30 protein-coding genes are annotated in these 26,517 nt (G+C 36.4%); 16 read left to right on the forward strand and 14 right to left on the reverse strand.

The window, feature by feature from the left end:
* The first annotated feature begins 52 nt into the window (after positions 1 to 52).
* The 9 genes from trpE (at position 53) to mnmH (ending at position 8,246) form a co-directional block, all read left to right on the forward strand.
* Entirely contained in the window at positions 53 to 1,426 is a 1,374-nt protein-coding gene (gene trpE / locus V7124_RS14880) for an anthranilate synthase component I (protein ID WP_335408167.1), read from the forward strand.
* On the forward strand, positions 1,423 to 2,034 hold the full coding sequence (locus tag V7124_RS14885; RefSeq protein WP_335408166.1) for an anthranilate synthase component II: 612 nt from the start codon (positions 1,423 to 1,425) through the stop codon (positions 2,032 to 2,034). Before trpE ends, V7124_RS14885 begins: the two co-directional genes overlap by 4 nt.
* Positions 2,006 to 3,031 carry an anthranilate phosphoribosyltransferase gene (gene trpD / locus V7124_RS14890; protein ID WP_335490384.1) on the forward strand — a complete coding sequence of 342 codons (1,026 nt, stop codon included), beginning with the start codon at positions 2,006 to 2,008 and terminating at the stop codon, positions 3,029 to 3,031. The genes V7124_RS14885 and trpD overlap by 29 nt, the downstream gene beginning before the upstream one ends.
* Complete coding sequence (trpC, locus tag V7124_RS14895) at positions 3,032 to 3,820, forward strand: indole-3-glycerol phosphate synthase TrpC (RefSeq protein WP_335408163.1); 789 nt, start codon at positions 3,032 to 3,034, stop codon at positions 3,818 to 3,820. It begins immediately after the preceding gene.
* Positions 3,817 to 4,464 carry a phosphoribosylanthranilate isomerase gene (locus V7124_RS14900; RefSeq protein ID WP_335408161.1) on the forward strand — a complete coding sequence of 216 codons (648 nt, stop codon included), beginning with the start codon at positions 3,817 to 3,819 and terminating at the stop codon, positions 4,462 to 4,464. The genes trpC and V7124_RS14900 overlap by 4 nt, the downstream gene beginning before the upstream one ends.
* Entirely contained in the window at positions 4,439 to 5,647 is a 1,209-nt protein-coding gene (gene trpB / locus V7124_RS14905; RefSeq protein WP_335490387.1) for a tryptophan synthase subunit beta, read from the forward strand. The genes V7124_RS14900 and trpB overlap by 26 nt, the downstream gene beginning before the upstream one ends.
* Positions 5,640 to 6,425, forward strand: a complete 786-nt coding sequence (gene trpA / locus V7124_RS14910) for a tryptophan synthase subunit alpha (protein ID WP_335408156.1) — start codon at positions 5,640 to 5,642, stop codon at positions 6,423 to 6,425. Before trpB ends, trpA begins: the two co-directional genes overlap by 8 nt.
* Before the next feature lie 155 nt (positions 6,426 to 6,580).
* A complete protein-coding gene (locus tag V7124_RS14915; protein ID WP_335490390.1) occupies positions 6,581 to 6,973 on the forward strand; it encodes a hypothetical protein in 393 nt (130 codons plus the stop codon).
* 193 nt (positions 6,974 to 7,166) lie between these two features.
* Positions 7,167 to 8,246: a tRNA 2-selenouridine(34) synthase MnmH gene (gene mnmH / locus V7124_RS14920; protein WP_335408152.1), complete on the forward strand. Its 1,080-nt coding sequence runs from the start codon at positions 7,167 to 7,169 to the stop codon at positions 8,244 to 8,246.
* An 86-nt stretch (positions 8,247 to 8,332) separates the two neighbouring features.
* Here mnmH and sda read toward each other — a convergent pair whose 3' ends face one another.
* Entirely contained in the window at positions 8,333 to 8,458 is a 126-nt protein-coding gene (gene sda, locus V7124_RS14925) for a sporulation histidine kinase inhibitor Sda (RefSeq protein ID WP_420489479.1), read from the reverse strand.
* Positions 8,459 to 8,654: 196 nt separating this feature from the next.
* Here sda and V7124_RS14930 point away from each other — a divergent pair, with 196 nt between their 5' ends.
* Positions 8,655 to 8,861 carry a DUF6501 family protein gene (locus V7124_RS14930; protein WP_335408149.1) on the forward strand — a complete coding sequence of 69 codons (207 nt, stop codon included), beginning with the start codon at positions 8,655 to 8,657 and terminating at the stop codon, positions 8,859 to 8,861.
* A 46-nt stretch (positions 8,862 to 8,907) separates the two neighbouring features.
* Positions 8,908 to 9,498, forward strand: a complete 591-nt coding sequence (locus tag V7124_RS14935) for a GNAT family N-acetyltransferase (RefSeq protein ID WP_335408147.1) — start codon at positions 8,908 to 8,910, stop codon at positions 9,496 to 9,498.
* 229 nt (positions 9,499 to 9,727) lie between these two features.
* Here the strand turns inward: V7124_RS14935 and yidC are convergent, their stop codons facing one another.
* The 4 genes from yidC to V7124_RS14955 form a co-directional block, all read right to left on the reverse strand.
* Entirely contained in the window at positions 9,728 to 10,510 is a 783-nt protein-coding gene (yidC, locus tag V7124_RS14940; protein WP_335490393.1) for a membrane protein insertase YidC, read from the reverse strand.
* Positions 10,511 to 10,990: 480 nt separating this feature from the next.
* The gene (gene pflA, locus V7124_RS14945) at positions 10,991 to 11,740 is read right to left on the reverse strand and encodes a pyruvate formate-lyase-activating protein (protein WP_335408143.1); all 750 of its coding nucleotides are present in this window, start codon (positions 11,738 to 11,740) and stop codon (positions 10,991 to 10,993) included.
* A 57-nt stretch (positions 11,741 to 11,797) separates the two neighbouring features.
* The gene (gene pflB, locus V7124_RS14950; RefSeq protein ID WP_335490396.1) at positions 11,798 to 14,023 is read right to left on the reverse strand and encodes a formate C-acetyltransferase; all 2,226 of its coding nucleotides are present in this window, start codon (positions 14,021 to 14,023) and stop codon (positions 11,798 to 11,800) included.
* Positions 14,024 to 14,343: 320 nt separating this feature from the next.
* The gene (locus tag V7124_RS14955; protein WP_335490399.1) at positions 14,344 to 14,796 is read right to left on the reverse strand and encodes a cupredoxin domain-containing protein; all 453 of its coding nucleotides are present in this window, start codon (positions 14,794 to 14,796) and stop codon (positions 14,344 to 14,346) included.
* A gap of 185 nt (positions 14,797 to 14,981) precedes the next feature.
* On the opposite strand from V7124_RS14955, the gene V7124_RS14960 reads away from it, so the two are divergent.
* The gene (locus V7124_RS14960; protein ID WP_335490402.1) at positions 14,982 to 17,060 is read left to right on the forward strand and encodes a phosphatidylglycerol lysyltransferase domain-containing protein; all 2,079 of its coding nucleotides are present in this window, start codon (positions 14,982 to 14,984) and stop codon (positions 17,058 to 17,060) included.
* 155 nt (positions 17,061 to 17,215) lie between these two features.
* Complete coding sequence (locus V7124_RS14965; protein ID WP_335490405.1) at positions 17,216 to 18,358, forward strand: D-alanyl-D-alanine carboxypeptidase family protein; 1,143 nt, start codon at positions 17,216 to 17,218, stop codon at positions 18,356 to 18,358.
* A 90-nt stretch (positions 18,359 to 18,448) separates the two neighbouring features.
* Here the strand turns inward: V7124_RS14965 and V7124_RS14970 are convergent, their stop codons facing one another.
* Positions 18,449 to 18,691, reverse strand: coding sequence for a YkuS family protein (locus V7124_RS14970; protein WP_335415759.1), 243 nt, complete (start codon positions 18,689 to 18,691; stop codon positions 18,449 to 18,451).
* Positions 18,692 to 18,790: 99 nt separating this feature from the next.
* Here V7124_RS14970 and V7124_RS14975 point away from each other — a divergent pair, with 99 nt between their 5' ends.
* On the forward strand, positions 18,791 to 18,922 hold the full coding sequence (locus V7124_RS14975; protein WP_132094458.1) for a YuzL family protein: 132 nt from the start codon (positions 18,791 to 18,793) through the stop codon (positions 18,920 to 18,922).
* Between the two features lie 215 nt (positions 18,923 to 19,137).
* Here the strand turns inward: V7124_RS14975 and V7124_RS14980 are convergent, their stop codons facing one another.
* From V7124_RS14980 to V7124_RS14995, 4 genes are all read right to left on the reverse strand, one after another.
* The gene (locus V7124_RS14980; RefSeq protein ID WP_335415763.1) at positions 19,138 to 20,760 is read right to left on the reverse strand and encodes an ABC-F family ATP-binding cassette domain-containing protein; all 1,623 of its coding nucleotides are present in this window, start codon (positions 20,758 to 20,760) and stop codon (positions 19,138 to 19,140) included.
* 399 nt (positions 20,761 to 21,159) lie between these two features.
* On the reverse strand, positions 21,160 to 21,759 hold the full coding sequence (locus tag V7124_RS14985) for an SCO family protein (RefSeq protein WP_335490408.1): 600 nt from the start codon (positions 21,757 to 21,759) through the stop codon (positions 21,160 to 21,162).
* Between the two features lie 104 nt (positions 21,760 to 21,863).
* A complete protein-coding gene (locus V7124_RS14990; RefSeq protein ID WP_335490411.1) occupies positions 21,864 to 22,565 on the reverse strand; it encodes a Crp/Fnr family transcriptional regulator in 702 nt (233 codons plus the stop codon).
* Positions 22,566 to 22,701: 136 nt separating this feature from the next.
* Positions 22,702 to 22,845 (reverse strand): hypothetical protein, encoded by a 144-nt coding sequence (locus V7124_RS14995; RefSeq protein WP_335490414.1) that lies wholly within the window; start codon positions 22,843 to 22,845, stop codon positions 22,702 to 22,704.
* 91 nt (positions 22,846 to 22,936) lie between these two features.
* Here V7124_RS14995 and V7124_RS15000 point away from each other — a divergent pair, with 91 nt between their 5' ends.
* Positions 22,937 to 23,122 (forward strand): cold-inducible protein YdjO-related protein, encoded by a 186-nt coding sequence (locus V7124_RS15000; RefSeq protein WP_335415792.1) that lies wholly within the window; start codon positions 22,937 to 22,939, stop codon positions 23,120 to 23,122.
* A 40-nt stretch (positions 23,123 to 23,162) separates the two neighbouring features.
* Here the strand turns inward: V7124_RS15000 and V7124_RS15005 are convergent, their stop codons facing one another.
* The 4 genes from V7124_RS15005 to yhfH (V7124_RS15020) all read right to left on the reverse strand — a co-directional run bounded on the left by V7124_RS15005 (position 23,163) and on the right by yhfH (V7124_RS15020) (position 24,051).
* A complete protein-coding gene (locus V7124_RS15005; protein ID WP_335415771.1) occupies positions 23,163 to 23,414 on the reverse strand; it encodes a transcriptional regulator SplA domain-containing protein in 252 nt (83 codons plus the stop codon).
* Between the two features lie 19 nt (positions 23,415 to 23,433).
* Entirely contained in the window at positions 23,434 to 23,604 is a 171-nt protein-coding gene (locus tag V7124_RS15010; RefSeq protein WP_335415774.1) for a hypothetical protein, read from the reverse strand.
* A gap of 97 nt (positions 23,605 to 23,701) precedes the next feature.
* Positions 23,702 to 23,836 carry a protein YhfH gene (yhfH, locus tag V7124_RS15015; RefSeq protein WP_335415777.1) on the reverse strand — a complete coding sequence of 45 codons (135 nt, stop codon included), beginning with the start codon at positions 23,834 to 23,836 and terminating at the stop codon, positions 23,702 to 23,704.
* A gap of 80 nt (positions 23,837 to 23,916) precedes the next feature.
* Complete coding sequence (gene yhfH, locus V7124_RS15020; RefSeq protein WP_335490417.1) at positions 23,917 to 24,051, reverse strand: protein YhfH; 135 nt, start codon at positions 24,049 to 24,051, stop codon at positions 23,917 to 23,919.
* A gap of 301 nt (positions 24,052 to 24,352) precedes the next feature.
* Here yhfH (V7124_RS15020) and V7124_RS15025 point away from each other — a divergent pair, with 301 nt between their 5' ends.
* Positions 24,353 to 26,509, forward strand: a complete 2,157-nt coding sequence (locus V7124_RS15025) for a PAS domain S-box protein (RefSeq protein WP_335490420.1) — start codon at positions 24,353 to 24,355, stop codon at positions 26,507 to 26,509.
* The last annotated feature ends 8 nt before the right edge of the window (positions 26,510 to 26,517 follow it).

The following is a 26,517-nucleotide window of genomic DNA, read 5'->3' on the forward strand; positions in this document are numbered from 1 at the left end:
ATGCGTATAGAGGACGATTTTTTTTATTATTTACGAAGGGATTGGTTCGTGCATGAAAACAAAAAATGGGCTTTTCATAAGGGAATTAAAAGGGGATACATTCACACCTATTTCTATTTTGCAAAAAATTAGTGGTAATAAGAAATTCTTATTGGAGAGTTCAAATAAGTATCATGACTCTGGGCGTTATTCCTTTATTGGATCGGACCCGGCATTCGAACTTATATCCTATGGTAACTCTAATGAGGTCATCTATCGAAATGGAGATAAGAAAGTTTTCCAAAGCAATCCCCTAGAGTTGATTAAAACATTGATGCCCCATTTGGATGAAGCACCTTTTCCGTTTATAGGTGGAGGAGTAGGGTATGTTGGCTATGACATTATCCGTCAATTTGAAGTAATTGGCGAAGAATATCCGAATGGACTACAAATGCCAGATGTCCATTTAATGTTTTATGAAGAAGTGATTGTTTACGATCATCTAGAAGAAAAAATAACGCTTTGCGGAGTTCCACTTTTTAAAGAAAGTGAAATAGAAAGTAGGATTGAAAGAAGAATTAAAGAGTTGAAGCTACCAGCTTTTTTTCAAGAAGATAACCCTTTTCATTTCACGGGCTTTCAATCGGAAACAAGTAAGGAAGAATTTATTAACAATGTAAAAATTGCCAAGGAGCACATAAAAGCTGGTGATATTTTCCAGGTAGTCCTCTCTCGACGAATGAAATCATCGTTTCAAGGCTCGCCGTTATCACTGTATCGCAAGCATCGTGCTCATAATCCAACACCTTATATGTTTTATATTGATTTCGCTGGCTACACGGTTATCGGTTCATCACCAGAAAGTCTTATTAAGACTAGGGGATCACAAATATTCTCCAATCCAATCGCAGGCACAAAAAGAAGAGGAAAAACAACGGAAGAAGACCAAATGATTGAAAATGAATTAAAAAGTGACGAAAAGGAACTAGCAGAGCATAAAATGCTCGTTGATCTTGGCCGAAATGACTTGGGAAGAGTTTGTGAATTTGGTTCTGTAATGGTGGATAAGTATATGGAGGTTGAAAAGTTCAGGCATGTCATCCATTTAGTGTCAGAAGTAAGCGGTACGTTAACAGATGAGCATAGCAATCTCGATGCATTGGCAGCCTGTCTTCCAGCAGGTACCGTGTCTGGGGCACCGAAAATCAGAGCGATGGAAATTATTAATAAATTGGAAAAGTCAAAACGAGGACTATATTCTGGTGCGATTGGATATTTATCAGCTAGTGGAAATATTGATTTTGCATTAGCCATTCGAACAATGATTTTAAAAGAAGGAACTGCCTATATCCAGGCGGGTGCAGGAATTGTCCATGACTCCAATCCAGAAGCAGAGTATGAAGAAACAATTAATAAATTAAAAGCTTTTTTGGAGGGTGACCAATGATTTTACTAGTCGATAATTTTGACTCTTTTACGTTCAACCTATATCAATATTTAGGTGAATTAGGAGAGACCGTTACCGTTATTAGAAATAATCAGCTTACTATTCAGCAGATAAAGGAAATGAACCCAAAAGCAATTATCCTTTCACCTGGTCCTGGAAAACCGGAGGATGCCGGAATTTGTATTGAGATTATTCGAAATTTATATCAAGATATTCCCATTTTAGGGATATGTCTAGGTCATCAAGCTATAGGAGCGGCATTTGGAAGTGAAATAAAAAGGGCAGATTTTATTAGACATGGGAAAACATCGCAAATCATTCATAATGGCAATGATATTTTTACTAATTTGAATTCTCCATTAGAAGTGATGCGCTATCATTCTTTGGTCATCGCCAAGGATAAACTTTCATCCGTTTTGGAATGCGTCGCTCATTCAATCGATGACCAAGAAATAATGGCTTTAAAGCATCGTCAATATCCAGTGTATGGACTTCAATTTCATCCTGAATCGATTGGTACACCAACTGGTAAGCAAATGCTACAGAACTTTTTAACTGAAATAGAAGGGAAGAAGAAAAATGAAAAAATTTTTACTCCAATTAGCTAAAGGTGAATCATTTTCTGAGCCCCAAATGATTGAGGCGATAGACTTGATGTTAGGTGAAGAGGTTTCTGAAAGTGAGATTGCTGCATTCTTAATGGGATTAAAGTCAAAAGGGGAAACGGTGGAGGAAATCACTGGAATTGTTAAAGGTCTTAAAGAAAACACTCTTCCTTTTCAAAAGAAGTTTCCTCAGGTTTTAGATAACTGTGGTACCGGCGGGGATGGTTCTTCGAGTTTTAATATAAGCACTACTTCTGCTTTTGTCATTGCCGGGGCTGGTATTCCTGTGGCAAAGCATGGAAATCGCAGCATTTCAAGTAAAACAGGCAGTGCAGATGTGTTGGAGTATTTAGGTATTAATTTAAATCTGCCTGTTGAGCGTACAGAAGAAATTCTCCATGAGCTGGGAATTGCCTTCTTATTTGCACCACATGTACATCCCAAACTAAAGAAGGTCACGGCCGTTCGGCGCCAATTAAGAATCCCAACGGTCTTTAACTTTATCGGTCCGCTTACCAATCCTATTGATTTGGATTATCAAGTTCTTGGTGTCTATCGGAAAGACTTATTACCTGTATTTGCTGAAGTTCTGCAAAATCTTGGGCGCAAACGTGCGGTGATCATTAACGGTGCCGGTTCTATGGATGAAGCGTCTCTACAGGGAGAGAACTATCTAACTTTATTAGAGGATGGCGTTATTTCTACGCAAACGTTTGTAGCTGATGATATAGGACTTCCTCAATATGATAACAGCTTCGTTAAGGGCGGAGATTCTAAAGAAAATGCTGAAATTCTAAAGAAGGTCCTTTCAGGTGAAAAAGGAGCCCATCGAGACACAGTCCTATTGAATGCAGGGATAGGTATATTTACAAGCGGAAAAACAGCCAGCATTGTTGATGGCATCAACATCGCTAGAGAAGTGATTGATTCTGGAGCTGCCAATGAAAAGCTAGATCAATTGATTAAACTGACAGCAAAAGCCAAAAGAGAGGCGATATAAATGGAAACGATATTAGATCGAATCATTCAAGAAAAACAAAAAGAAGTGAAGCAGCTTAAAGAAGGAAATTTGATAAAAGTGGAGGAAAGGCCGAAAAGATCCTTTATTCAAAAATTGCAGAACGCAAAAGAAATTGCCATCATTTCTGAATATAAACGCGCATCGCCATCAAAAGGGGTGATTAACGATGGAGTTGAACCTGCTGACCAAGCAGTAAGATATGAGCAGGCAGGAGCATCAGCTATTTCAATACTGACAGACTCCACTTTCTTTAAAGGTTCATTTGCTGATTTAAGAGCGGTTAGAGAGGTGGTGGATCTACCCATCCTCTGTAAAGATTTTATCATTGATTCTAGTCAAGTCGACCGGGCAGCAGAAAATGGGGCGGATATCATCCTATTAATTGTTGCCGCACTAGACGAGATTACGCTGACCCAGCTTTACCAATATGCCTTGAGCTTGGATTTAGAAGTGTTAGTGGAGGTCCATAATCAAACAGAGTTAGAATTAGCACTTAACCTAGGTGCTCAACTTATTGGTGTTAATAATCGTGATTTAAAGACCTTTACTGTTTCACTTGAGGTTACAGAGTCTCTAGCAAAATCAATAAAGGATGCGGGTGCCTTTTTAATCAGCGAAAGTGGAATCCACCATAAGGAAGATGTAGAGCGGGTACAAAGGGTTGGTGCGAATGGAATTTTAGTTGGAGAGGCCTTAATGAAGAGCCCAAATCTAGCAAAATCCTTTAAAGATTTCCGATTACCGCTTGTTACCGGGGTGAAGAAATGAAGGTAAAAATTTGTGGCATAACCGATCTTACTACTGCTATAGCTGCTGTAGATTATGGTGCCGATGCCATCGGCTTTGTTTTTGCAGAAAGTAAGCGGAAGATTAGCGCAACCAAAGCAAAAGACATCGTTACCCATTTACCAAAAGAGGTGTTAAAGGTAGGGGTGTTTGTTAATGAGTCAAAGGAGAAGATAGAGGAAATTGCTTCAAGTGTGGGACTTACACATGTGCAATTACACGGTGATGAGAATCCAGCCTTTAGTGAGTCACTGTCGTTTCCAGTCATCAAAGCTGTCGGTATTCATAATGAGAAAAGTTTAAAGGATATAGAAAATTATCCATGTGAATACCTGCTGCTGGACGGTCCGAAAGGGAAATACAGAGGAGGGAATGGCTTGTCATTTGATTGGAATAGTATCTCTGCTAAGGACCTCAAGGAGAAAAAAGTTATCCTTGCCGGAGGATTACATGAGGAAACTGTTGAAGAAGCGATTAAACTAATTCAACCATACATGGTCGATGTCAGCAGCAGCGTGGAAACCGACGGAAAAAAGGATCTAAACAAAATCCAAACATTCATTAATAGGGCTAAAGGGAGCCAAACGGGAGGAACAAGAAATGAATTCATATACACTGCCGAATGAAAAAGGACAATTTGGTATTTATGGTGGAAGATTTGTACCAGAAACACTGATGAAAGCTGTTATTGAGTTGGATGAAGCTTATAAAATTGCAAAAGGTGACCCAAATTTCCAAGCAGAAATAGATGGATACTTATCTGAATATGTTGGAAGAGAAACATCGCTATATCATGCGAAAAATCTAACAAAACATGCTGGTGGTGCTCAAATTTATTTAAAAAGAGAGGACCTGAATCATACCGGTGCCCATAAAATAAACAATGCAATTGGTCAAGCACTGTTAGCCGTTAGAATGGGCAAAAGAAAAATCGTGGCGGAAACGGGGGCAGGCCAGCATGGTGTTGCGACTGCTACCGTTTGTGCTTTATTAAATCTTGATTGTATTATTTTTATGGGGGAGGAAGACATCAAGCGTCAGGCACTAAATGTCTTTCGAATGGAACTTCTCGGTGCTAAGGTTGTTAGTGTCACATCTGGAAGCGCAACCTTAAAGGATGCAGTAAATGAAGCTCTACGCTATTGGGTCGAACATGTAGATGATACACACTATCTTTTAGGTTCAGTAATGGGACCACATCCATTTCCTGTTATGGTAAGAGATTTTCAGAGCGTTATTGGCAAGGAAACTAGGAAGCAATTTTTAGCACAGGAAGGGAAGCTTCCTAAGGCTGTTGTTGCCTGTATCGGAGGAGGTAGTAACGCCGCAGGAATGTTCCATCCGTTTATTGAGGATCAAGAGGTAAGCCTATATGGAGTAGAGGCTGCAGGACAAGGAACGGAGACGGACTTCCATGCTGCTTCACTTACAAAGGGCAGACCAGGAGTTCTACATGGAGCATTAATGTACTTACTGCAAGATGATGAGGGACAAATCATTGAAGCTCATTCTGTTTCTGCGGGACTCGATTATCCGGGAGTAGGACCTGAGCATAGTTATTTGAAAGACAGTGGGAGAGCACAATATCATTCCATTACCGATAGAGAGGCACTGGATGCCTTTCAGCTTTTATCAAAGCTAGAAGGTATCATCCCTGCACTTGAAAGCGCTCATGCCATCAGCTTTGCTGTTAAACTTGCCTCTCAAATGAAGGATTCAGAGCAAATTGTCGTTTGTTTGTCTGGTCGTGGGGATAAAGACGTTACTGCAGTAAAAGAAAGGTTAGAAAGGGAGAAGGCAAATGAATAGAATTGAACAATCGTTTAAGGAATTAAAAGCGCAGAATCGGAAGGCTTTCATCCCCTATATTATGGCTGGAGATGGAGGACTTAATAATCTAATCGATCGTCTGATCACATTGGAAAAATTCGGTGCAACACTTATTGAGGTAGGGGTTCCTTTTTCAGACCCTGTCGCCGATGGTCCGACCATTCAAAAAGCTGGGATTAGGGCGCTTCAAAACGGAACGACTCTAAGGGGAATCATAAGAGAACTAGGAAAAGCCAGGGAAGTAGTTTCTGTTCCAATCGTATTGATGACATACTTAAATCCAATCTATTCATATGGGATTTCAACATTTGCTCAAGATATAGCCAATGTTGGTGTTGATGGCTGTATCATTCCAGACCTTCCGATGGAAGAAGAAGACCTGATTGTGGGACAACTAGAAGATGCGGGCATTGAATTAATTCGTCTAGTAACATTGACAACACCAAAGGAACGAATTAAAGAGATCGCAAACAGAGGTAACGGTTTTTTATACAGTGTTACCGTAAAAGGAATAACCGGAACGAGAAATGAATTTGAACAAGAAGTGCTCGACTTTTTAAAGAATGTGAAAGAAATTAGTCCCATTCCGGTCGTAGCAGGGTTTGGAATTTCAAATGAAAAACAAATCAATGCATTAACTCTCTATTGTGATGGAGTGATTGTTGGAAGTAAGATTGTTGACTTATTTGAAAAAAATGATATTACAGCGTTAGAGAGCTTTATGTCTGTTCTAAAACCTGAAAAAAACGTAAGATGAAAATTTTTATCTACTCCAACGCGAGTAGATTTTTTTATTTTTTCTGAAATCTCTATCTAAAGTGTCATTTGTTACAGCAGACTTGAAAAATATTTACTATAATTTCAGTAGTAGTTAATTTGTGCTCAAATTGTGCGTGTAAGGATGAGGAATATATGATGAAGGTAAAGGAAACAATCAACTCGCTAATTGCAGGTATTGATGGCTTTTCAGGTATCTCATATAAGATTCACGTTGATTTTTTTCGAAATACATTTACTGTTTTTGAATGGAAAAACAAGGACAATGCCCTCCCATTTACCCCATTAGAGCGAAAACGAATCGGTAGTATTGAAGATTTCAAAAACGAAATATATTTGATGAAAATTTGGGAATGGGAACGCTCCTATCGAAAAGAAGAGGGAATTATTCTGGATGGGAAGTATTGGTCTATTAAGCTTAATACGAAAGGAAAAGTATACGAAAGCGAAGGCATAGAATGTTTTCCTCATGATTGGGAACAGTTTTGTCAGGCTGTAGAAAAATTAACAGGATTACCATTTCGCTAATTCCTTACTAGGAAATTGGCAGGAATGTTTTCTTGAATCGCTCGTATAACTCTTATATAATTAGTCTATACTTCTACTGAACTTATTTGTGATTTACCAATTAAGGGTTTTCCCTTTTTAAACTTCCATTTTTGGAAGTTTTGTTTGTTTTAGCACATTTTTCAAACTAGAAAGAAAATGAGGCGTTATTTAAATGAAGGAAATTACTGTTGAGGAATTACAAAAGATTAACAATCCAATCATCATTGACATTCGTTCACCTATTGAGTATAACGATGGTTCAATTCCAGAGGCAATCAATATTCCTTTATTTACGGATGAAGAGCGTGAGGTAATTGGTACGATCTATAAACATGAAGGACAAGCTGCTGCTAAATGGAGAGCTATGGAGTTTGTTTCACCTAAAATTCCAAGTCTTCTTCAACAAATAAAAGATGCAATGACTAATGGGGACAAATTGGTTGTCCATTGCTGGCGCGGGGGTATGCGCAGTAAGGCAGTGGTAACTTTTTTAGAGTTTGCAGGAATCTATGCAATGAAATTAGATGGCGGCTATAAAGCTTACCGCCAATCTATTCTTAAACAAATACCTGCCATGTTTCCAGATAAGGCGATTGTATTACATGGACTTACTGGCGTAGGGAAAACAGAGGTCTTGAAGCAATTAAAGTCCCTTGGGTACCCGACCCTTGATTTAGAGGAAATGGCTGCCCACCGAGGTTCTATTTTTGGCACAATTGGTTTGGGGGAAGGAAACAATCAAAAAATCTTTGATTCCCTGTTATATAATGGGCTCAGAGAAATACAAGGTTCTCCTTATTTTGTGATGGAGGCGGAAAGCAAACGAATCGGAAAATCTGTCCAACCTAAAGAACTTATGGAGAGAAAAATGAAGGGAATCAACCTTTATATTCATACTCCTATTGAGCAACGGGTAAAACAATTAGTAAATGAATATGTGCTGCCCTACCAAACTGAACCATGGTATCATGAGCAGATTTCACTTGGAATTGAAAAGATCCTAAGAAGGATAAAAGATAGTGAAATGAAAAAGGCGTTAATTCAAACTTTAGATAGTAAGAACTATCACAAGATGATTGGTATCTTACTTGAGCATTATTATGATCCCCGCTATGATCATGCAACACATGAGTATGAGGGAAATTTTATCGATATCTATGCGGATGATTCAAATGATGCAAGTATGAAAGTAATGGCAGTAATCGATAAGCTAATGGGGAAAAAGAATGAGGTTTTAGAAGAAAAAGTTTAATTGAAAAAATTAAAAGTAGTTTAACATAGCCTTTATATTTAAAAACCGCCGTGTAAAGTACGGCGGTTTAATTACAAGTTATATGTTTATCGAATGGTTATTGGCTTCAATCCACGACGTTTTATCTCATCTTTTAAAACCAAGATCCATTCTTTTTCCTTTCCAGATTTTAAAGCATCCCGATACGTTACAATTAACTGCTCGTTACTCATTATTTTCAACTTTGCAAGCCCCTCTCGGAATAATGGATTAAATATTCAGTTTTTATTATTGTAATCGTTTTCACTGTTTTTAAGAACCTTTTTAACAAATTTGTAATATTAAAGTCAGCTTTTATTTTAGTTGCACTATATGGTTTCCATTGATTATACTAAGGAATGGACAATAACGGAAAGGAACGGTGCAAGAATGATTCATTTAACATGGCGAGAACGTGATACCCTAAAAAAGATAAAATGTGTTCATACAGATGCCAAAAAATACATTGTGAATAACGCATTAACTGCCGGAAAGATCTATGATGTTAAAAATGAAACAGAAGAGTTTTATTATATTATTGACAATACCGGAAAAGTCGGTGGATTTTACAAAGAATATTTTCAAAATATAGACTGATGGGCTTAGGCCTGCAGTCTCTTTTTTGCATTTGGGGGACTAGAGAATGAAGATGTGGGATGAACTCTTTGAATTAACAGGGGAAATGGTAAGATTACTTCCAATCAACTACGATCATTTAGATGGATTGTGGGAAGCTGCGAAGCCAGATGAGATATGGACCTTTATGGCTACTGCCGTAAGAAGTAAAGAAGAGATGGAACAAATGATTCATTCTGCAATTAATAAAAGAGAAAAAGGTATTGAATACACTTTTACAGTTGTAAACCTAGATAACCGAATTATTGGCAGCACCCGATACCTTGATATTTTCCCGGAACATAATAGTTTAGAAATTGGCTCTACATGGTATCATCCGGATTTTTGGAGAACGAGGGTAAACACAGAATGTAAATATCTGCTTCTGCAACATGCATTTGAAAGTTGGCAGGTGCGGCGTGTTCAGTTAAAAACTGATTCTCGAAACTTTCGTTCTCAACAGGCAATTGAACGAATAGGAGCAGTAAAGGAAGGAACACTGCGAAAAGATCGAAAAATATCAGGTGGGTATGTGCGTAATACTGTCTTCTATAGTATTCTCCACGAGGAGTGGGGGCAAGTTAAGAAGAAATTAGAACGAAAACTTGGCGAACAATAAAAAGAAGCAGTGGCTGCCACTGCTTCTTTTTATTAGGCTCTTTTCTTAAACTTTGTTGCTTTATATCACAAAAATTAATGATTATGCAGTGTATTTGCAGAAAACAGCAGAAATTTAATAAGAAAAGAGCTTGCAAACTATATTCGAAGGATCAAAATACTATTTTCACGTTAAAATCGGCTTTAAGATTTTAACAACAATCGTTACGAAAACAGCCTTCTATTATTACCTATGAGTTAGTAGTTGCTTTCAGTTCTGTCTTTTTCACATTTTGATAGAGTTTTCTGCTCAGCCATGTTTGTAGGATAAGGAATGTTCCGCCAACTGCCCAGTATAGTGGCAACGCTGCAGGTGAATTAAAAGAAAACATGACAATCATAATAGGAGACAACAAGCCCATAAATTTCATTTGCTGCTGTTGAGCAGCAGGCATACTAGACTGCGATACTTTAAATTGGAAGTAATAAATTACACCAGCAATGATGGTAATGATGATATCCGGGTCTCCAAGACTAAACCATAAGAAACGGTGGGTGGCTATCTCTTCAGATCCACGAATCGCATAATAAAAACCTGTAAGGATTGGCATTTGAATCAGGAGTGGCAGGCATCCCATGTTTAATGGATTTACACCATGCTTTGAATAAAGACCCATTAATTCCTGCTGCATGTCTTGTTTCTTTTTTGGATCCTTTTCTTCTTTTATTTTCTTTTGGATAGCTTCCATTTCTGGCTTCATAACATCCATTTTTTCTTTCATATTCATTTGATTTCTATATTGCTTAAGCATAAATGGCAATAATAACAATCGAATAATAAGGGTGACGAGAATAATAGATAATCCATAGTTACCGTTGAAAAATTCAGCTAAAAAGTGAATGGTAAAGATAAATGGTTCAACAAAATAGGTATGGAAAAATCCATCACTTTTCCCGTCAGCAGCTGAACAGGCGGATAGGAACATTGTCATTAATGCCAAAAGTAGTAAAAGTAAAGATTTCTTGTTTTTCATATTTCCTCCTAAAGTTGTTTAAGTTGTTTATAAATAGGGAGGAGGAAATTGGTTCTTCTGTATCATCCTGTGAACTTTCTTTTCTACGAATATACTTAACAATTCGAATGAGAATAATATTCTTATTTAATAAGGATTTCTTTTGATAACAAAACAATGGGTGATTTATTTTTGTATGTGCTGGTTGGCTTATGGATCCCATAAAAGAATATTCCACATTCCATGCCCAAAGTAATTTAATAATTACACCAAAGTATAGACTTAAATAAAGGGTTTCTAAAGCATTTGCATCTGTAAAATCAATGAGCATTTGGTACAAAAATAATCACCTCGCTTTTTATGGCTAATGATATGAGTATAATGGAGAAAGGGCAAAGAAGCAATTGAATCCCGATGGAAATAGCATTGTAGCAATATTCACTAAAAACTAAATACAAATCGAATAAAAGAATGCTGCCCACTAAAGACAGCATTCTTTTCTTATACCATTGGAGGTTTGTTCCAATGGGCAGTTATCTTTTTATAAGCGAATTCAATTTTCTCTTCGGAAGGTGGTTCCACGTCATTTAAAGGATAATCCAGTCCAAGTGCTTCCCATTTATAAACACCAAGCTTATGGTAAGGAAGAATTTCAATTTTTTGCACATTTTCCAAAGTTCCTATAAATTCACCAAGCTTTTCTAGATCTTCTGGGTCATCAGAAACGGTTGGAACTAGAACATGGCGCACCCAAACAGGTACTTTACGATCGGATAAAAATTGTGCGAATTCAAGAATATGATCATTTGCCATACCGGTTAATTGAATATGTTTCTTCCGGTTAATATGCTTTAAATCAAGTAAAATCAAGTCAGTATATTGCAGTACTTCTTCAAGCTGCTCAATAAATAATTTAGAGTGTGAGAAACAGCCGCCAGATGAATCAATGGTGGTATGAATCCCTTTCTGTTTACATTCCTTAAATAATTCTAATAGGAAAGGGAGTTGTAGCAATGGTTCACCACCGCTGACAGTAATTCCTCCTCCTGAAGATTGTATAAAAGGGAGGTAGGACATAAGATCATCCATGATTTCGGAAACAGTCATTTGTTTCCCACTGCCGATTTCCCAAGTATCAGCATTATGGCAAAACTGGCAGCGCAGGAGGCAGCCTTGAGTAAACACAACATACCGTATGCCAGGTCCGTCGACTGTTCCTAATGTTTCGATAGAATGAATATTTCCGTTCATGATGATCCCCCTTTAGTTGTAAAGCAGGAGCTCCTTAGCTGGGAGCTCCGTATTTTCTTACAGTGATTCGTGGAAAGTACGGTTAATAACGTCTAGTTGCTGTTCTTTTGTTAATTTAATAAAGTTAACCGCATATCCAGAAACACGAATGGTTAATTGTGGATATAATTCTGGGTGTTCCATTGCATCTAATAATGTTTCTTTGTTAAAGACGTTAACATTTAAGTGATGACCGGATTTAACTGCATATCCGTCAAGGATTGAAACTAAGTTACGTACTTGAGTTTCCTCTTCTTTACCTAATGCTTTAGGAACGATAGAGAATGTATTTGATATTCCATCCATCGCAGAGCTATAAGGTAATTTTGCTACTGAAGATAGAGAAGCTAGTGTACCTTTTGTATCACGGCCATGCATTGGGTTAGCACCCGGTGCGAACGGTTCGCCAGTTCGGCGGCCATCTGGTGTATTACCAGTCTTCTTACCATAAACGACGTTAGATGTAATCGTCAGGATTGACATGGTATGAACGGAATCACGATAAGTTTGGTGCTTACGCAGCTTTTTCATAAAGGTTTCAACGATTTCAACTGCAATGCTATCAACTCGATCATCGTTGTTTCCGTATTTAGGGTAGTCGCCAGTTGTTTCGAAATCAACAGCAAGGCCATTTTCATCACGAATTACTTTTACTTCACCATATTTAATCGCACTCAATGAGTCAGCTACTACACTCAATCCAGCAATACCTGTTGCCATTGTTCGTAAGATTTTCGTGTCGTGTAACGCCATTTCAATTCTTTCATAGCTGTACTTATCGTGCATGTAGTGAATGACATTAAGGGTGTTGATATATAGACCTGCAAGCCATTCCATCATTTGATCAAACTTTTGCATAACTTCTTCATAATCTAAAACTTCTGAAGTGATCGGCTGATATTGTGGTCCTACTTGTATTTTTAACTTCTCATCTACACCGCCGTTAATGGAGTACAGTAGAGTTTTCGCAAGGTTTGCACGAGCACCAAAGAACTGCATTTGTTTACCGATTTCCATTGCAGATACACAGCAGGCAATTCCATAGTCATCGCCATATTCTGGACGCATGATATCGTCATTTTCATATTGGATAGAACTTGTTTTAATCGACATGTTTGCACAATATTTTTTAAAGTTTTCAGGCAGCTGTGGTGACCATAAAACGGTTAAGTTTGGTTCAGGAGCTGGACCTAAGTTATCTAATGTATGAAGGAAACGGAAAGAGTTCTTTGTTACAAGAGCACGACCGTCAGACGCCATACCGCCAATGGATTCAGTTACCCAAGTTGGGTCACCGCTGAATAAATCATTATAGTCAGGTGTACGAGCAAATTTCACTAAACGAAGCTTCATAATGAAATGGTCAACGATTTCCTGTGCTTCAACTTCTGTTAAAGTACCATTTTCAAGATCTCTTTCAATATAAATATCTAAGAAGGTAGATACTCTTCCAAGACTCATGGCAGCACCGTTTTGTTCTTTAATAGCTGCTAAGTAACCAAAATATAACCATTGGAATGCTTCTTGTGCGGTTGTTGCTGGCTGTGAAATATCAAAACCATGACTGCTAGCCATTTCTTTTAATTCTTTTAAAGCACGAATTTGTTCAGCTAGTTCTTCGCGAAGGCGCATATTATCTTCAGTCATTACACTGCTTGTATTTTTTTGATCTTTTTGTTTTTCTTTAATGAGGAAATCAACACCATATAAAGCAACACGACGATAGTCTCCGATAATACGTCCGCGGCCGTATGCATCTGGAAGTCCTGTAATAATGGCAGCTTTACGAGCAAGTGTCATTTCTGCTGTGTAAGCATCGAAAACACCTTGGTTGTGAGTTTTACGGAACTCTGTAAAAAATCTTTCAATGTCAGGATTTAATTCATACCCATAAGATTCTAAAGCAGCTTTTGCCATCCGAATTCCACCGAAAGGCTGCATAGAACGATTAAATGGCTTGTCAGTTTGTACGCCGACAACTTTTTCTAATTCTTCATTTAAGTATCCAGGTGTATGGGAAGTGATAGTAGATACTGTTTCAGTATCCATATCTAGAACGCCGCCTTTTTCACGTTCTTGTTTTGTTAATTCCATTACTTGTTCCCAAAGTTTATTTGTTGCATCAGTTGGACCTGCTAAAAAGCTATCGTCGCCTTCAAAAGGATTATAGTTTTTCAAAATGAAGTCACGTACATTTACTTCTTTTGCCCAAGTACCTTTAGTAAAACCTTTCCATTGTTCCATGATTATTTCACCTCGTAAGTTTATATGAAAATAATATAACAGTGTGTTACTGTTAATATCTTATCTAAAGTGTAACAGATATATTGTGAATGAAGTCACACATATTGTTAAGATATTGTGAACCTTAGTATTAAGGGGTTTTTGAAAAGGAAATATGAGGAATTTAGTAAACTAATAGAAAACTGTACTATAATTATTTAAAGAAAAAACCAAACTGTTATATAAGAGGATAATTAACGATTACAGCATGATTATATTATAAACTAACCAACTGGAAACTAGCTACAAAAAAAACAGGAGACTCATCTCCTGCTTTCCTTTTAATCCACAATTATATCCGCTATCATCGGCCCATTATGTTCTCTATCACCATGGATTTTACAAATTAAACGATAAGTACCTTCTTTATCAAGTTGAAGGGTGACCATTGTTTCTTCCCCTTTTTTGACCGTTCCTTTTATGTCTGTGCCCTCAATATAAAAAGGGTGTTCTTCACCGTTAATACCACTGATGTATAAGTTAACCTTTTCTCCGGCCTCTATATTTATAGTGCCTGGATCCCAGCGATATACTTCGATTTCTTTTCCATCTTTCATTTTAGACTTATACTCAACCGTCACCATGTGAATTTCTCGAGTATCTTCGTTAGCAATCTGATTGAATACGGCTGTATCACCGGCTTTTAACATAAACCAAGCAGATATGATTACAAGTAGGAATGCAGTTACTAAAATAAATACAAGTGTATCTTTCTTTAAAACCAAAAATTTCATCATAAGCCCCCCTGATAATTTGTCTTATTTCATGTTTATGCAGAGTAGGGTGGGAAACTTGTCTCTTTTTTATAATTTTTTTCTAGAGCTCGAACATAGACTTATATAAGTAATAATATCTTTGTTTTTCCAGGTGAAACCTTTATAGTTAAAGCAGTTACGAAAGTAGGTGGTCATCTGCGGTTATGAATAAAGAAAAATTATTTACCATTGTAAAATTTCTTATCCCTTTATTGTTATTAATTTTTGCAATTTTTGAGTTAAAAAAGTTTATCGAGAATATAGATCTTGGATTACTTCAAACTGAAATCGATCAGCTGCGAATACGTACTTTACTCCTGATTTTTGTCGTAATGTTTGCTGCAGTTTTACCAATGCTACTTTATGATGTCATGTTAATGAAGATTCTTGGGTTAAGAGCAAGGAAAAAAGAAGTGTTAGAAAGAGCATTAATTGCAAATACTTATTCCAATCTATTTGGTTTTGGCGGCTTAATCGGGGTGATGTTAAGAACATATTTCTATCATAAACTTGAAGATGATAAGCGTAGACTAGTTGGTGGAATTGCTGCTGTTTCCTTTTTTTATATGACAGGATTGTCGATGCTAGCCATATTTGTAGCTGTAGGATTCTGGGATCATCCGATTTTTGTGCAAACCAAGTGGTTTTATTTTGCTGTTCTCGGTGTGTCATTCTACTTACCGCTATTTTTGGGGCTGCATGTAGTTAAAAATAGGAGGGACAGGCAGTCGTTAATAGGATTTGGAAATGGAGCAAAGCTATTTTTTATTTCGCTCATAGAGTGGAGTGCTGTTTTTAGTGGGATTTGGATTTTAGCTTGGCTTATGAATATACCTGTTAGTTTTGAACAGTTGTTTCCTGTTTATGTGGCGGCGACATGTGCGGGAATTATTAGTATGATCCCTGGTGGTCTTGGATCGTTTGATTTGGTTTTTATTTGGGGGATGCAATACATAGATGTACTTGAGGAAAAAGTTCTCGTTCTATTGTTATTCTACCGGATAGGATATTATTTTCTTCCATTTTTACTCAGTACTGTCCTATTTATTAAGCTCTACTGGGAAAAATGGAATGACTCTTGGAGCAATATTCCTAATGCTATTATCCAATATATAAGTCATGTGACGGTGACTATTCTCGTCTTTCTCTCTGGATTAATTCTACTTTTATCAGCAAGTGTACCTGGAATCATGGACAGGCTTAGAATTGCACAGGAAATCCTGTCCTTTCCTATCATTAACCTTTCCCATCAACTTTCTGTGGCTGCGGGTTTCCTCTTGCTGGGGTTATCTAGAGGGATAGAATATAATGTGAAAAGAACCTATGAGTTGACCATGCTCGTGTTGATTCTTGCTGCTTTGTTTTCAATTTTTAAAGGAATTGATTATGAAGAGGCAACTTTTCTTATTACTGTTGCATTGGTGCTTAGATTGTCTAAAGGGCAATTTTATCGGGAAAGTTATGTCCTAACATGGGGGAAAACGGCTGTAGATGTCGTTATTATCATATTCATCGTTTCTATGTATATGGTGATTGGCTATTCTAATTTGCCTTCTGCAAAGATAACAATCCCATCTCAACTATTGCCCTATGTTATTAAAGATTCGCAGGATTTATTCAGTAGTGCGATAATTGGGCTGATTATTGCCATGCTCATACTATATGTTGGATATTTGATTAGTAAGCCAAAGAAGTGGAAATTTGAAAGTTCAATTGGTCATGAAAAAGAAATATTAGAACATATCAACACTTACCATGGGGTGATGTTGTCACATTTAATTCTGGCTGATGATAATAATATTTATTGGAATAAGAAGAAAAATGTTTTGATTTTTTTTCAACCATATGCAGATAAACTTGTGATTATTGGGGATCCAATTGGTGAAAGAAGTGAATTATCAACGGCAATTGAGGAGTTTTGGGAACTATCTGACCGATATGGGTACACACCAGTCTTTTACCAAGTAAGTGATGATATGTTTCCATACTTACATGGAAATGGGTATACCTTCTTTAAATTAGGGGATGAAGCACCAAAATATTCATTCTTAAGCGAAAAAATTGCAGCTCAAATTTATTTGTATGGAAACCAAAAGTATCCATTACAAGGTATTATAGAATGGAATGATCAAAATACCAACAATTTGGAGGCGAAATATTTAGGGTATCGGAGAAAGTCAAAATTCACTTTACCATTGACAATGACCCAAATTACTTTATTAATTTCAAAGAAGAGAATTTGAAAATTGGCTTGAGAGCATCTCATGCCTTTTTTAATACAATTATTTCAAAATAACACAAAGACTTATCGATTTTTTTACATTTCTTCTATTAATATTTACAAACAATGATTATTTGATAAAATCAAGTGATAAAGAAAAAGTAAGGATGTTGCATATTGTCAAAGTTTGTATCTTTTATTATTCTAATATTCCTCGTTTTATCAAACCAATTATACACATACGCAGAAGAGAATCAGCCCCTGGAGATAAAAAGTGAAGCTGCCGTCCTGTTAGATTCAGAAACAGGTGCAGTTTTATATAATAAAAATGGGGAAGAAAGATTATTCCCTGCCAGCTTGACGAAAATTGCAACAGCTATATATGCAATTGAAAATGGTAATATCGAAGATGTCGTTACAGTAAGTGCGAGGGCAGTAAACGAAGAGGGGACAAGGGTATATTTGGAAGAAGGGGAGAAGGTTCTCTTGAAACAACTAATCCAAGGTATGCTTATTAACTCAGGTAATGATGCTGCTGTGGCAATCGCTGAACATATTGATGGTTCAGTTGAGAAGTTTGCTGAAAATATCAATAAATATTTAATTAACGAGATAGGTGTTCGTAATTCCCATTTTACTAATCCAAATGGCTTATTTAATGAACAGCATTACACAACAGCATTAGACTTAGCATTAATCACAAATTATGCAAAAAAGAACCCTTTGTTTTCAGAGATATTTGGAACAAAAGAGCTGAATTGGAGTGGGGAGTCGTGGCAAACGACATTATTGACACATCACCGACTCTTAAAAGGTGAGATACCATTCGAGGGAATTACCGGCGGAAAAACGGGTTTTGTAAATGAATCAAAACACACACTAGCAACAACAGCGGAAAATGAAAATATCAAGCTTACTGCTATTGTTCTAAAAGCTGATACAAATAAAGTGACCTATAATGACACAGAAAACCTGATCGAATATGGTTTAAAAAGCTTTCAACATCGAGTAATTAAACAAAATGAGACTTTTACGGTGAATGAAAAGGAATATTACCCTAAAAAAGATACCATTGTTACGGAACACATCAATGGTTCTGAACAAAATATTACTAATCAAGGGATGCTTGAAGTGGTGAATGATGGTCAAGTTACTCAATCTATTCCACTTGTAGTAAAAGAACCAAAAAATTTACCGGTAGAAGTGGAAAAGCCTTTATCAAATGAACAGAGCAGCATCAATATTCTGTATGGAATTATCGTATTTGCATTTGCTGGTCTTTTCCTTGGAGTAAGAAAAAGAATTGCAAAAAGACAATAAAGTTGCAAAAAGGCATGAAGGAAAATTTCCTTTATGCCTTTTCTGAATGATAATCTGTTATCTCAAATGATGTATGTTTTTGAACTAAGATTATTGGATTCTGCTTTCGACCTTTTGGCACACTTCATCTGCGCTCATTCCATGTGCTTCAATGACTGAACCTTTTGTAATGGTATCCTGCATCCCCATTACATTCGAATCTAAACCAGTAACAACACAGCAATCACAATTCTGTGCATCTGATTCTTGTTTTAGCTGAATGACATCATGCCCTTTTTCCCTTAATGCTTGTTGAATGTCTGTTAGAGATTCTTCTACTCCAATTTTCGCCATACAAAACACCTCCTCCTGTAAATTATCATGCCTAGTTCGGAGACAATTATTCTGTATAAGTGACGATAATCTTCAAAAACTAAGTCAGGAGGTGTAATTATGGGAAAGCGTAAAAAGGATCCATCTACCATTGGCCTGGCTTCACCACAAGTAGAAGGGCAAGGGACAACCACAACTGAAACAGGTACGAGAACAGCCTCTTCATCACGAAGGAAACAAAAGAAAGACTAAAAAGATGAATGAATTGAAATAAGTGATCTTGAAACGTTGTTGATTTGTGCGGAAGACTCCTGCAGGAGTACGGGACAGGGGAGACACCGCAGGCGCTTTAGCGCCGAGGAGGCTTCCCGAACCGCCTGCGGAAAGCGAAGTGCCTAGAGCACAAATCAGCAGCCTAGTTTAAAACAGCAAAAAAGCGGGCATCACAATGGATGCCCGCTTTTGTATTAATTATTGTACATTTCTGCAACCTGTTTTTGAATTTCGCTATTTTCAAGGTATTCATCGTAAGTCATCTGCTTATCAACTAAACCATTTGGCGTTACTTCCAAGATTCTATTTGCAATAGTTTGGATAAACTGATGGTCATGTGAAGAGAAGATAAGCGACCCTTTAAAGTTTATCAAGCCATTATTTAATGACGTAATGGATTCCAAGTCAAGATGGTTTGTTGGCTCATCAAGTAGTAAAACGTTTGCTCCATTTAACATCATTTTAGAGAGCATACAACGAACTTTTTCTCCTCCAGAAAGGACGCTTGCTTTCTTGAGCACTTCTTCACCAGAAAATAGCATTCTTCCTAAGAACCCACGTAAGAAACTTTCGCTCTCATCTTTAGGGGAGAATTGGCGGAGCCAATCTACAAGATTTAATTCGCTGTTTTCAAAATACTCGGAGTTATCTTTAGGGAAATAAGCTTGGGATGTGGTAATTCCCCATTTAAAGGTACCACTATCCGCTTCCATTTCACCCATTAGGATTTTGAATAGTGTAGTTTTGGCTACTTCATTTGTTCCAACAAGAGCGATTTTATCACCCTTATTCATGATAAAGTTAATATTATCAAGAACTTTAACACCATCAATCGTTTTTGTTAAACCTTCGACTCGTAATAAATCATTCCCGATTTCGCGTTCAGGTGTAAATCCTACAAATGGATAACGACGAGAAGAAGGGCGAATGTCATCGAGTGTAATTTTATCTAATAACTTCTTACGAGAAGTTGCTTGTTTTGACTTAGAAGCATTTGCACTAAAACGAGCAATAAAGGCTTGAAGCTCTTTTATTTTTTCTTCCTTCTTTTTGTTTGCATCGGAAGTCAGTCTTGTAGCTAATTGACTTGATTCATACCAGAAATCATAGTTACCAACATAAATTTGTATTTTTGAAAAGTCTAAGTCTGCAATATGCGTACAAACCTTATTTAGGAAATGACGGTCATGGGATACAACGATGACTGTATTTTCAAAGTTAATTAAGAATTCTTCCAACCATTGAATAGCCTTAATATCTAAATGGTTGGTCGGCTCATCGAGTAGTAATACATCAGGTCGGCCAAAGAGTGCCTGTGCAAGAAGAACCTTTACTTTTTCTGACCCCGTCAATTCAGCCATTTTTTTATAATGTAAGTCTTCTCCGATTCCTAAACCTTTTAAAAGAATAGATGCTTCAGGCTCTGCTTCCCAACCGTTTAGTTCGGCAAATTCACCTTCAAGCTCAGCAGCTTTCATGCCATCTTCATCAGTAAATGGATCTTTCATATAAATCGCATCTTTTTCTTGCATTACTTGATACAGTCTCGTATGGCCCATGATAACAGTCTTTAATACTTCTTGTTCCTCATATTCAAAGTGGTTTTGTTTTAATACTGCCATACGTTCATTTGGACCAAGTTGAATGGTTCCGGTTTGAGATTCAATTTCTCCGGATAATATCTTTAAAAAAGTTGATTTTCCGGCGCCGTTTGCACCGATAAGACCATAGCAATTTCCAGGTGTAAATTTAATATTTACATCTTCAAATAACTTCCGGTCACCATATCTTAAACTTACATTACTTACAGTTATCATTTATAATATCCTCCAACAGCAAAATATCTATTAATTATACCATTAAAAAGCGTGAAGAGCGAATTCTTTGTAGAATGGGAAGTATAAATAGGTGAAAATAGAATAAATTGCAGAAAATTTTTCTAATTTTTTTTCGTAGTTTTCACACTTTATTCATACTTTTGTTGTAAAATTGGGTAAAGAAGTATTGAAGGAATAAAGTAGGTGAGAAGTATGTCGAAAAAGCAGCTTGCTGAACTAGTTAATAAGTTAAAACAGGCCGGAATAAAAGCAAGTCTCACAAAACCGAAGTCCAACTACCTATTATCTCTACAACAAATAAAAAAATATCCTTCATCCGTGAATTAAATAGGTACTAAAAAGCGATTAATCCAAAAAGACTAACCGCTTTTTTATTTGCTATTCAATTTCTTCCATAATCTCCTCATAAACCTTTTTCTTATCAAAATCTTGTCCCATCGGAAACTTAGAAATAAATTTATTATTGCCATCAATTAAATAGGTAAATGATGTATGAACAAATTGACCATTACCTGGGTCTTTATATTGGAATTGCAAGGACTCTCCAACTTCTCTAATCTTTTTCTGGTCAGCTTTTATATTTTCCTGATCACCAGTTAGAAAAATCCAGTTATCATTATTTTGAATTTCAAAAGCGTTCATGTATTTTTGCAACACTTCGGATGTGTCTCTGTATGGGTCAATGGTAATCGTAACGAACTCGATTTCTTTACCGAATACGTTCTTTTTTTCTAGATCGCCCTTTAACTGCACCATTTTTTGAGTAGTGGTTGGGCATATATCTGGACAATTGGTATAAATAAATTCGACTAGCTTTAGTTTACGATCATCATCGAAAGTGTAATCCTCGTCATTCTGATCTTTTAAAGTAATATTGGCTGGTACTTGAGCACTCGCATCACGAATAAGAAAAAAAGAGATTCCAACTGTAATCCCGATAAACACTGCTAAACTGCTTATTAGATAGATTTTTTTCATGCATTAACCCCCTTATCATAAAGATAAAGAAGTTTTAAAGAAAAAGATGTGGATATTTTGTGAACAATCATGATAGATAATGAAACCATGATAATCAAAAGAGCCTAATCAATTGTACAATGAGCGATGGGGCAGCTTTCACAATCATTTTCTTTTTTTAGATAGTCGAGATTATGAATGATGATTTTTTTATGCTCTATTGAAATAATCTGCTTTATTTTTAATTCAGTCAACATTCGACTGACTATTTCCCTAGCTGTCGCACAAAAGTGTGCTAAATCCTGTGTAGTAATAGTAACAGTGATATGGATACCGTCCTCTTGGTGATGGCCGTAACTATTTGACAAGCGAATTAACGTAGAGTAGAGAGCGCCTTTTTTTCCATAGAGAACCAAATCTCGAAATTTAGTCATTGTCCTTCTAATATGGTCATTCATCCATTTTATAAACTGAAACCCTAGATTGCTGTTCTGGAATAATGCTTTCTCAAGTACGTCTAGTTGGATTGCTGCCACGTATCCGTCTTCAATCACTCTCGCGTTGAAAATATAATGTGGATCTTCGGTAAATAATGTTAACTCTCCCACGATGTCGTGCTCCGAGCATAGGCGTAGGTATAACTCTTGACCTTCAGTATTCATTTTAGAAATTTGAATTCTTCCTGAAAGAATAAGAAACATTTCAGAAGCAATCTGACCTTCTTGGAACAAAAATGTCCCTTTCCTTATTTCGATAATTCTCCCTGATGAATGTAATAGTTCAATTAATTCATTGGTTAGAGCATTTTCTGTTTCCGTATCAATCATAAATACCACCTAAAATTATTTGACCTACTTTAATAATACGTGCAGAACGTAGAAAAAAAAGGTCAATTATGTTACACATTTTTGAAATTTGACCTGTTAATCACAAGAGGATAAAGAAATATAGGAAGGTTCTTATCTATTTTTTATTTGTGTATTTTTCTGCCAATAATTGTTTGACCTGGTTATAACTTAAACCTGATTGGCTGTTTAACCTTTTTACTTCATCAATATTTGTACCGACTATGGTTTCTTTTTTACCTGGATTTTTCAAAGGTAACATTCCTTCCTTTATTTGTTTTATGGTAAAGATTGTTTTTTAGCAATGAAAAGGACATTTTTGGTACATACTATAAAAAAAGGAGGCGGTTCCCATTTTTTATGGTAAAAGGGCTAAAGATGAAGAGCTTGAAGTAATCATGATAGATACAGAAATCTATTCTTGTACGGACAGTGCTTGTATTGGCTGGATGAGAAAAGATTTTGTTACAGACGATTTGCTTTGCCCGATGTGTGGAAACGAGATGTCTGCAGAAATGAAAGAGCTTCCGAAAATATAATTAAATGTAGTTAAAAAGACTGTCAAATTGATGACAGTCTTTATTCTTCGCCAAAATCAAAAAAATGATCTTCAAATGCTCGTTGTGCAGACTCTGAATTGGGGAAAAGGGCGTCATCGTCTTCAATGACATGAAAAGTCTCATTTAAGAATAAAGCAAGAGCATTTGGATCCTTCGGATGAGTAACAATTTCTGCTGCTTTTATATTGGCAACAGTTGGAACATGTGGATTCCGATAAATCACAAACACTTCGTCTCCTGGTTTAGCACTTGCAATATCAACCATATCCATATCAAATTACCTCCTCATATTAAAGATTTTCATTTTGTTGAAGGATTTCATCTCCTGTCAACATGATGTTTGCATCCTCCAAATCCTTATGATTATCTACAGAATCACCTGGTACATATTTTTGTGAAGGATACACTCCTCCATGTATGGATGTTTGCTTCTTTTTGGATAAATTTGATTCCTTTGCCATCACAAACACCTCCTGTTCTAAGCTTTTGCATTCTAAGTAGCGTTTATTCCTTCATAAAAAAACTCCCCAGTCACCGGGGAGGCAGTTATCTCATATGTTATTCGTCTTTATTGGCTAAACAGCGGTCACATTCCATTAAGTAGCTTTCAGCTTGTTCTTCCATATGCTGCCCGCATTCGGGACATTCCTTTTTTGGCAACGAGCGGAAAAATTCAACTGGACTCATTAACATTTACAATTCCTCCTTTTTTAATACAGTTTATTAAAATTTAATTTGTTATAGTACAACATTAACAAAAAAATGATTCCTAATTATTCTTCTCTTTTTGATAAACAGCGGTCACATTCCATTAAATAGCTTTCTGCTTGTTCTTCGACATGCTGCCCACATTCAGGGCATTCCTTTTTTTGCAAAGTGCGGAAAAATTCAACCGGATTCATTAACATTAAAAATCTCCTCCTTGTTTAATACAGTTTATTTTATTTCAACCTGTTGTAGTACAGTATAATCAAAAATAATAAATTTGTGTAGTCTTTTTTGAAAAATAATTTATTTTTTTTGAAAAATGATACATTTATCCTGTATTTAGATTTTGTGTAGTGAATGTTCATATTATGTAGGATGTGAAGGGTTTTTGGTTAAATAAATGTAAATTCGACAATTTTGTGAACGAAAAACCTTCCCTATCGAACGTATATACATTACAATCATAGTAGAAAGAGAGTATGAAATAGGGGGATGCTGTAAATGGAAACAGTCTCTGCTGAATTACATCCATTTTTAATTGTCGTTGCAATTGGTTTAACCATCATGGCATCATATACAGGGTTAGATATGTTCACCATGATAAAAAAATCAAAAAATAATAAAAGGCTGTTATATATCGGGGGCTCTTTATCGTTGGGCGTTGGGATATGGGTTATGAATTTTGTTGGGCTGATTGCAGGAGATATAAATCGATTTTCAAATTATCAGATTCCACTTACTATTTTGTCGATCCTAATTGGGATAGCCTTTTCTGGTTTGGCTTTTATTCCTTTTTTTGGAAGAAAAATTAAAACCATTCATTTGCTTTTTGGAAGTTTCTTTTTAACAACAGCCGTTTTTGCTATTCACATTATAAGCATTTATGCAATGAATCTAGCTTTAGAATATAATGTTCCACTTTTTGTGGTTTCTGGACTACTATTATTTGGGTCTTTTTTATTTTCCTTTTGGATTCTTTTTTCATCTAAAACCTATTCAAAAGGTAACCAGGTTTGGTTAAAACCGGTTAGTGCTTTGATCATATCAGCTGCCATTGCGGAAGGGCATTTCCTGTTAAAAAGAGCCTCGACAATCACTGCAAATAATACTCCAATTGCCTCTATTAACGAAGAAACCTTTTTAGTTTATTTAGTATTATTGGTGACAGTTTTAATTATTAGCGGGTTAATTGCTTCGAGTACCTTAATTAGCAAACAGCTCGCAGAAACAGATACGAATTTAAAGGATATCAAATCAGCACTTGATGCGTCTACCATTGTAGCGATTACAGATCCACATGGGACAATTGTTTTTGTAAATGATAAATTTGAGGAAATTTCAAAGTACACAAAGGAAGAAATAATCGGAAAGAACCATCGAATGTTAAATTCTGGGTACCATCCAAAAGAATTCTTTCAGGAGTTGTGGAAAACCATTCAATTAGGCAAGATATGGCGGGGGGAAATTAAAAATAAAGCAAAGGATGGCTCTTTTTATTGGGTAGCCACCACAATTGTCCCTTTTTTAAATGAAAATGGAAAGCCGTATCAATATGTAGCTATACGTTCAGATATTTCAGATCGAAAAAGAGCGGAAGAAGAACTAAAGGAATCGATTAAAGATAATACAGACATTCGCTTTGCACTTGATCAATCAACGATTGTTGCTTTTACGGATTCGCGAGGAATCATTACCAGTGTAAATGATAAATTTTGTGAGATTTCCAAATACAGTCGTGAAGAGATTATTGGGAAAGACCACAACATTTTAAACTCAGGTCATCATTCCAAGCTGTTCTTCAAAGAGTTATGGAAGACGATTGGGGAAGGTAAAGTTTGGAAGGGTGAAATAAGAAATAAAGCGAAGGATGGAAGCTTTTATTGGGTTGATACAACGATTGTTCCGTTCTTTAATGAAAAGGGAAAGCCATATCAATATGTAGCGATTCGAAATGACATTACTGAGCGAAAGAAGTCAGAAGAAATCCTCCATCGACAAGATAAGCTTGCAGCCGTCGGGCAATTAGCAGCAGGAGTAGCACATGAAATCCGAAATCCTTTAACCTCTATGAAGGGCTACGCAGAGTTCCTAACATTAGATGAAACGGATCCTGAACGCTTGGAATTTATCAATATTATTCTTGATGAGATCGAGCGGGTGAATACGATTGTTGAGGATTTCATGGTTTTGGCCAAACCTAAGATGGTTGAATTAGAAGAAAAGAATGTCGTTCCAGTCATTCAAAACGTGGTATCACTACTAGAATTTGAGGCTAGGAAGAAGCGTGTTAAGCTTTCATTTGATTGCCTTCACGAAATTATCCAGATTGAGTGTGATGAAAACCGTTTAAAGCAAGTATTTTTGAACTTTATTAAAAATGGAATAGAAGCTATGCCAAATGGCGGTGAGTTACATGTTAAAACCGTGATACATGATAATAATGTTCATATCTCCATTCAGGATACGGGCATTGGGATTCCAAAGGAAAAGCTTAAACAGCTGGGTGAACCATTTTACACAACTAAGAAAAATGGAAATGGTTTAGGATTAATGGTTAGCTTCAAGATTATTGAAAGTCATAATGGTAGAGTGTTTGTGGAAAGTGAACCTAATAAAGGAACTACCTTTAATATCCTTTTACCTGCAAAACCAGCATGAAGGAACAG

Source organism: Neobacillus niacini (genome assembly GCF_036961885.1).
GTDB lineage: Bacteria > Bacillota > Bacilli > Bacillales > Cytobacillaceae > Neobacillus > Neobacillus niacini_H.

Coding starts and splice junctions, on each gene's coding strand:
- sda (WP_420489479.1), bottom strand. CDS start 8,458: ATGAGTAACGAGCAGTTAATTGTAACGTATCGGGATGCTTTAAAATCT.
- V7124_RS14970 (WP_335415759.1), bottom strand. CDS start 18,691: ATGGCGAAAATTGGAGTAGAAGAATCTCTAACAGACATTCAACAAGCA.
- V7124_RS14980 (WP_335415763.1), bottom strand. CDS start 20,760: ATGATAACTGTAAGTAATGTAAGTTTAAGATATGGTGACCGGAAGTTA.
- V7124_RS14990 (WP_335490411.1), bottom strand. CDS start 22,565: ATGATTGATACGGAAACAGAAAATGCTCTAACCAATGAATTAATTGAA.
- V7124_RS15010 (WP_335415774.1), bottom strand. CDS start 23,604: ATGGCAAAGGAATCAAATTTATCCAAAAAGAAGCAAACATCCATACAT.
- trpB (WP_335490387.1), top strand. CDS start 4,439: ATGAATTCATATACACTGCCGAATGAAAAAGGACAATTTGGTATTTAT.
- trpD (WP_335490384.1), top strand. CDS start 2,006: ATGAAAAAATTTTTACTCCAATTAGCTAAAGGTGAATCATTTTCTGAG.
- V7124_RS14995 (WP_335490414.1), bottom strand. CDS start 22,845: ATGTTACCTTTGAAAAATCCAGGTAAAAAAGAAACCATAGTCGGTACA.
- V7124_RS14915 (WP_335490390.1), top strand. CDS start 6,581: ATGATGAAGGTAAAGGAAACAATCAACTCGCTAATTGCAGGTATTGAT.
- yidC (WP_335490393.1), bottom strand. CDS start 10,510: ATGAAAAACAAGAAATCTTTACTTTTACTACTTTTGGCATTAATGACA.
- V7124_RS14930 (WP_335408149.1), top strand. CDS start 8,655: ATGATTCATTTAACATGGCGAGAACGTGATACCCTAAAAAAGATAAAA.
- trpC (WP_335408163.1), top strand. CDS start 3,032: ATGGAAACGATATTAGATCGAATCATTCAAGAAAAACAAAAAGAAGTG.
- V7124_RS14975 (WP_132094458.1), top strand. CDS start 18,791: ATGGGAAAGCGTAAAAAGGATCCATCTACCATTGGCCTGGCTTCACCA.
- pflB (WP_335490396.1), bottom strand. CDS start 14,023: ATGGAACAATGGAAAGGTTTTACTAAAGGTACTTGGGCAAAAGAAGTA.
- V7124_RS15025 (WP_335490420.1), top strand. CDS start 24,353: ATGGAAACAGTCTCTGCTGAATTACATCCATTTTTAATTGTCGTTGCA.
- V7124_RS14885 (WP_335408166.1), top strand. CDS start 1,423: ATGATTTTACTAGTCGATAATTTTGACTCTTTTACGTTCAACCTATAT.
- V7124_RS14955 (WP_335490399.1), bottom strand. CDS start 14,796: ATGAAATTTTTGGTTTTAAAGAAAGATACACTTGTATTTATTTTAGTA.
- trpA (WP_335408156.1), top strand. CDS start 5,640: ATGAATAGAATTGAACAATCGTTTAAGGAATTAAAAGCGCAGAATCGG.
- V7124_RS14900 (WP_335408161.1), top strand. CDS start 3,817: ATGAAGGTAAAAATTTGTGGCATAACCGATCTTACTACTGCTATAGCT.
- V7124_RS14935 (WP_335408147.1), top strand. CDS start 8,908: ATGAAGATGTGGGATGAACTCTTTGAATTAACAGGGGAAATGGTAAGA.
- mnmH (WP_335408152.1), top strand. CDS start 7,167: ATGAAGGAAATTACTGTTGAGGAATTACAAAAGATTAACAATCCAATC.
- pflA (WP_335408143.1), bottom strand. CDS start 11,740: ATGAACGGAAATATTCATTCTATCGAAACATTAGGAACAGTCGACGGA.
- trpE (WP_335408167.1), top strand. CDS start 53: ATGAAAACAAAAAATGGGCTTTTCATAAGGGAATTAAAAGGGGATACA.
- yhfH (WP_335415777.1), bottom strand. CDS start 23,836: ATGTTAATGAGTCCAGTTGAATTTTTCCGCTCGTTGCCAAAAAAGGAA.
- V7124_RS15005 (WP_335415771.1), bottom strand. CDS start 23,414: ATGGATATGGTTGATATTGCAAGTGCTAAACCAGGAGACGAAGTGTTT.
- V7124_RS14985 (WP_335490408.1), bottom strand. CDS start 21,759: ATGAAAAAAATCTATCTAATAAGCAGTTTAGCAGTGTTTATCGGGATT.
- V7124_RS14960 (WP_335490402.1), top strand. CDS start 14,982: ATGAATAAAGAAAAATTATTTACCATTGTAAAATTTCTTATCCCTTTA.
- yhfH (WP_335490417.1), bottom strand. CDS start 24,051: ATGTTAATGAATCCGGTTGAATTTTTCCGCACTTTGCAAAAAAAGGAA.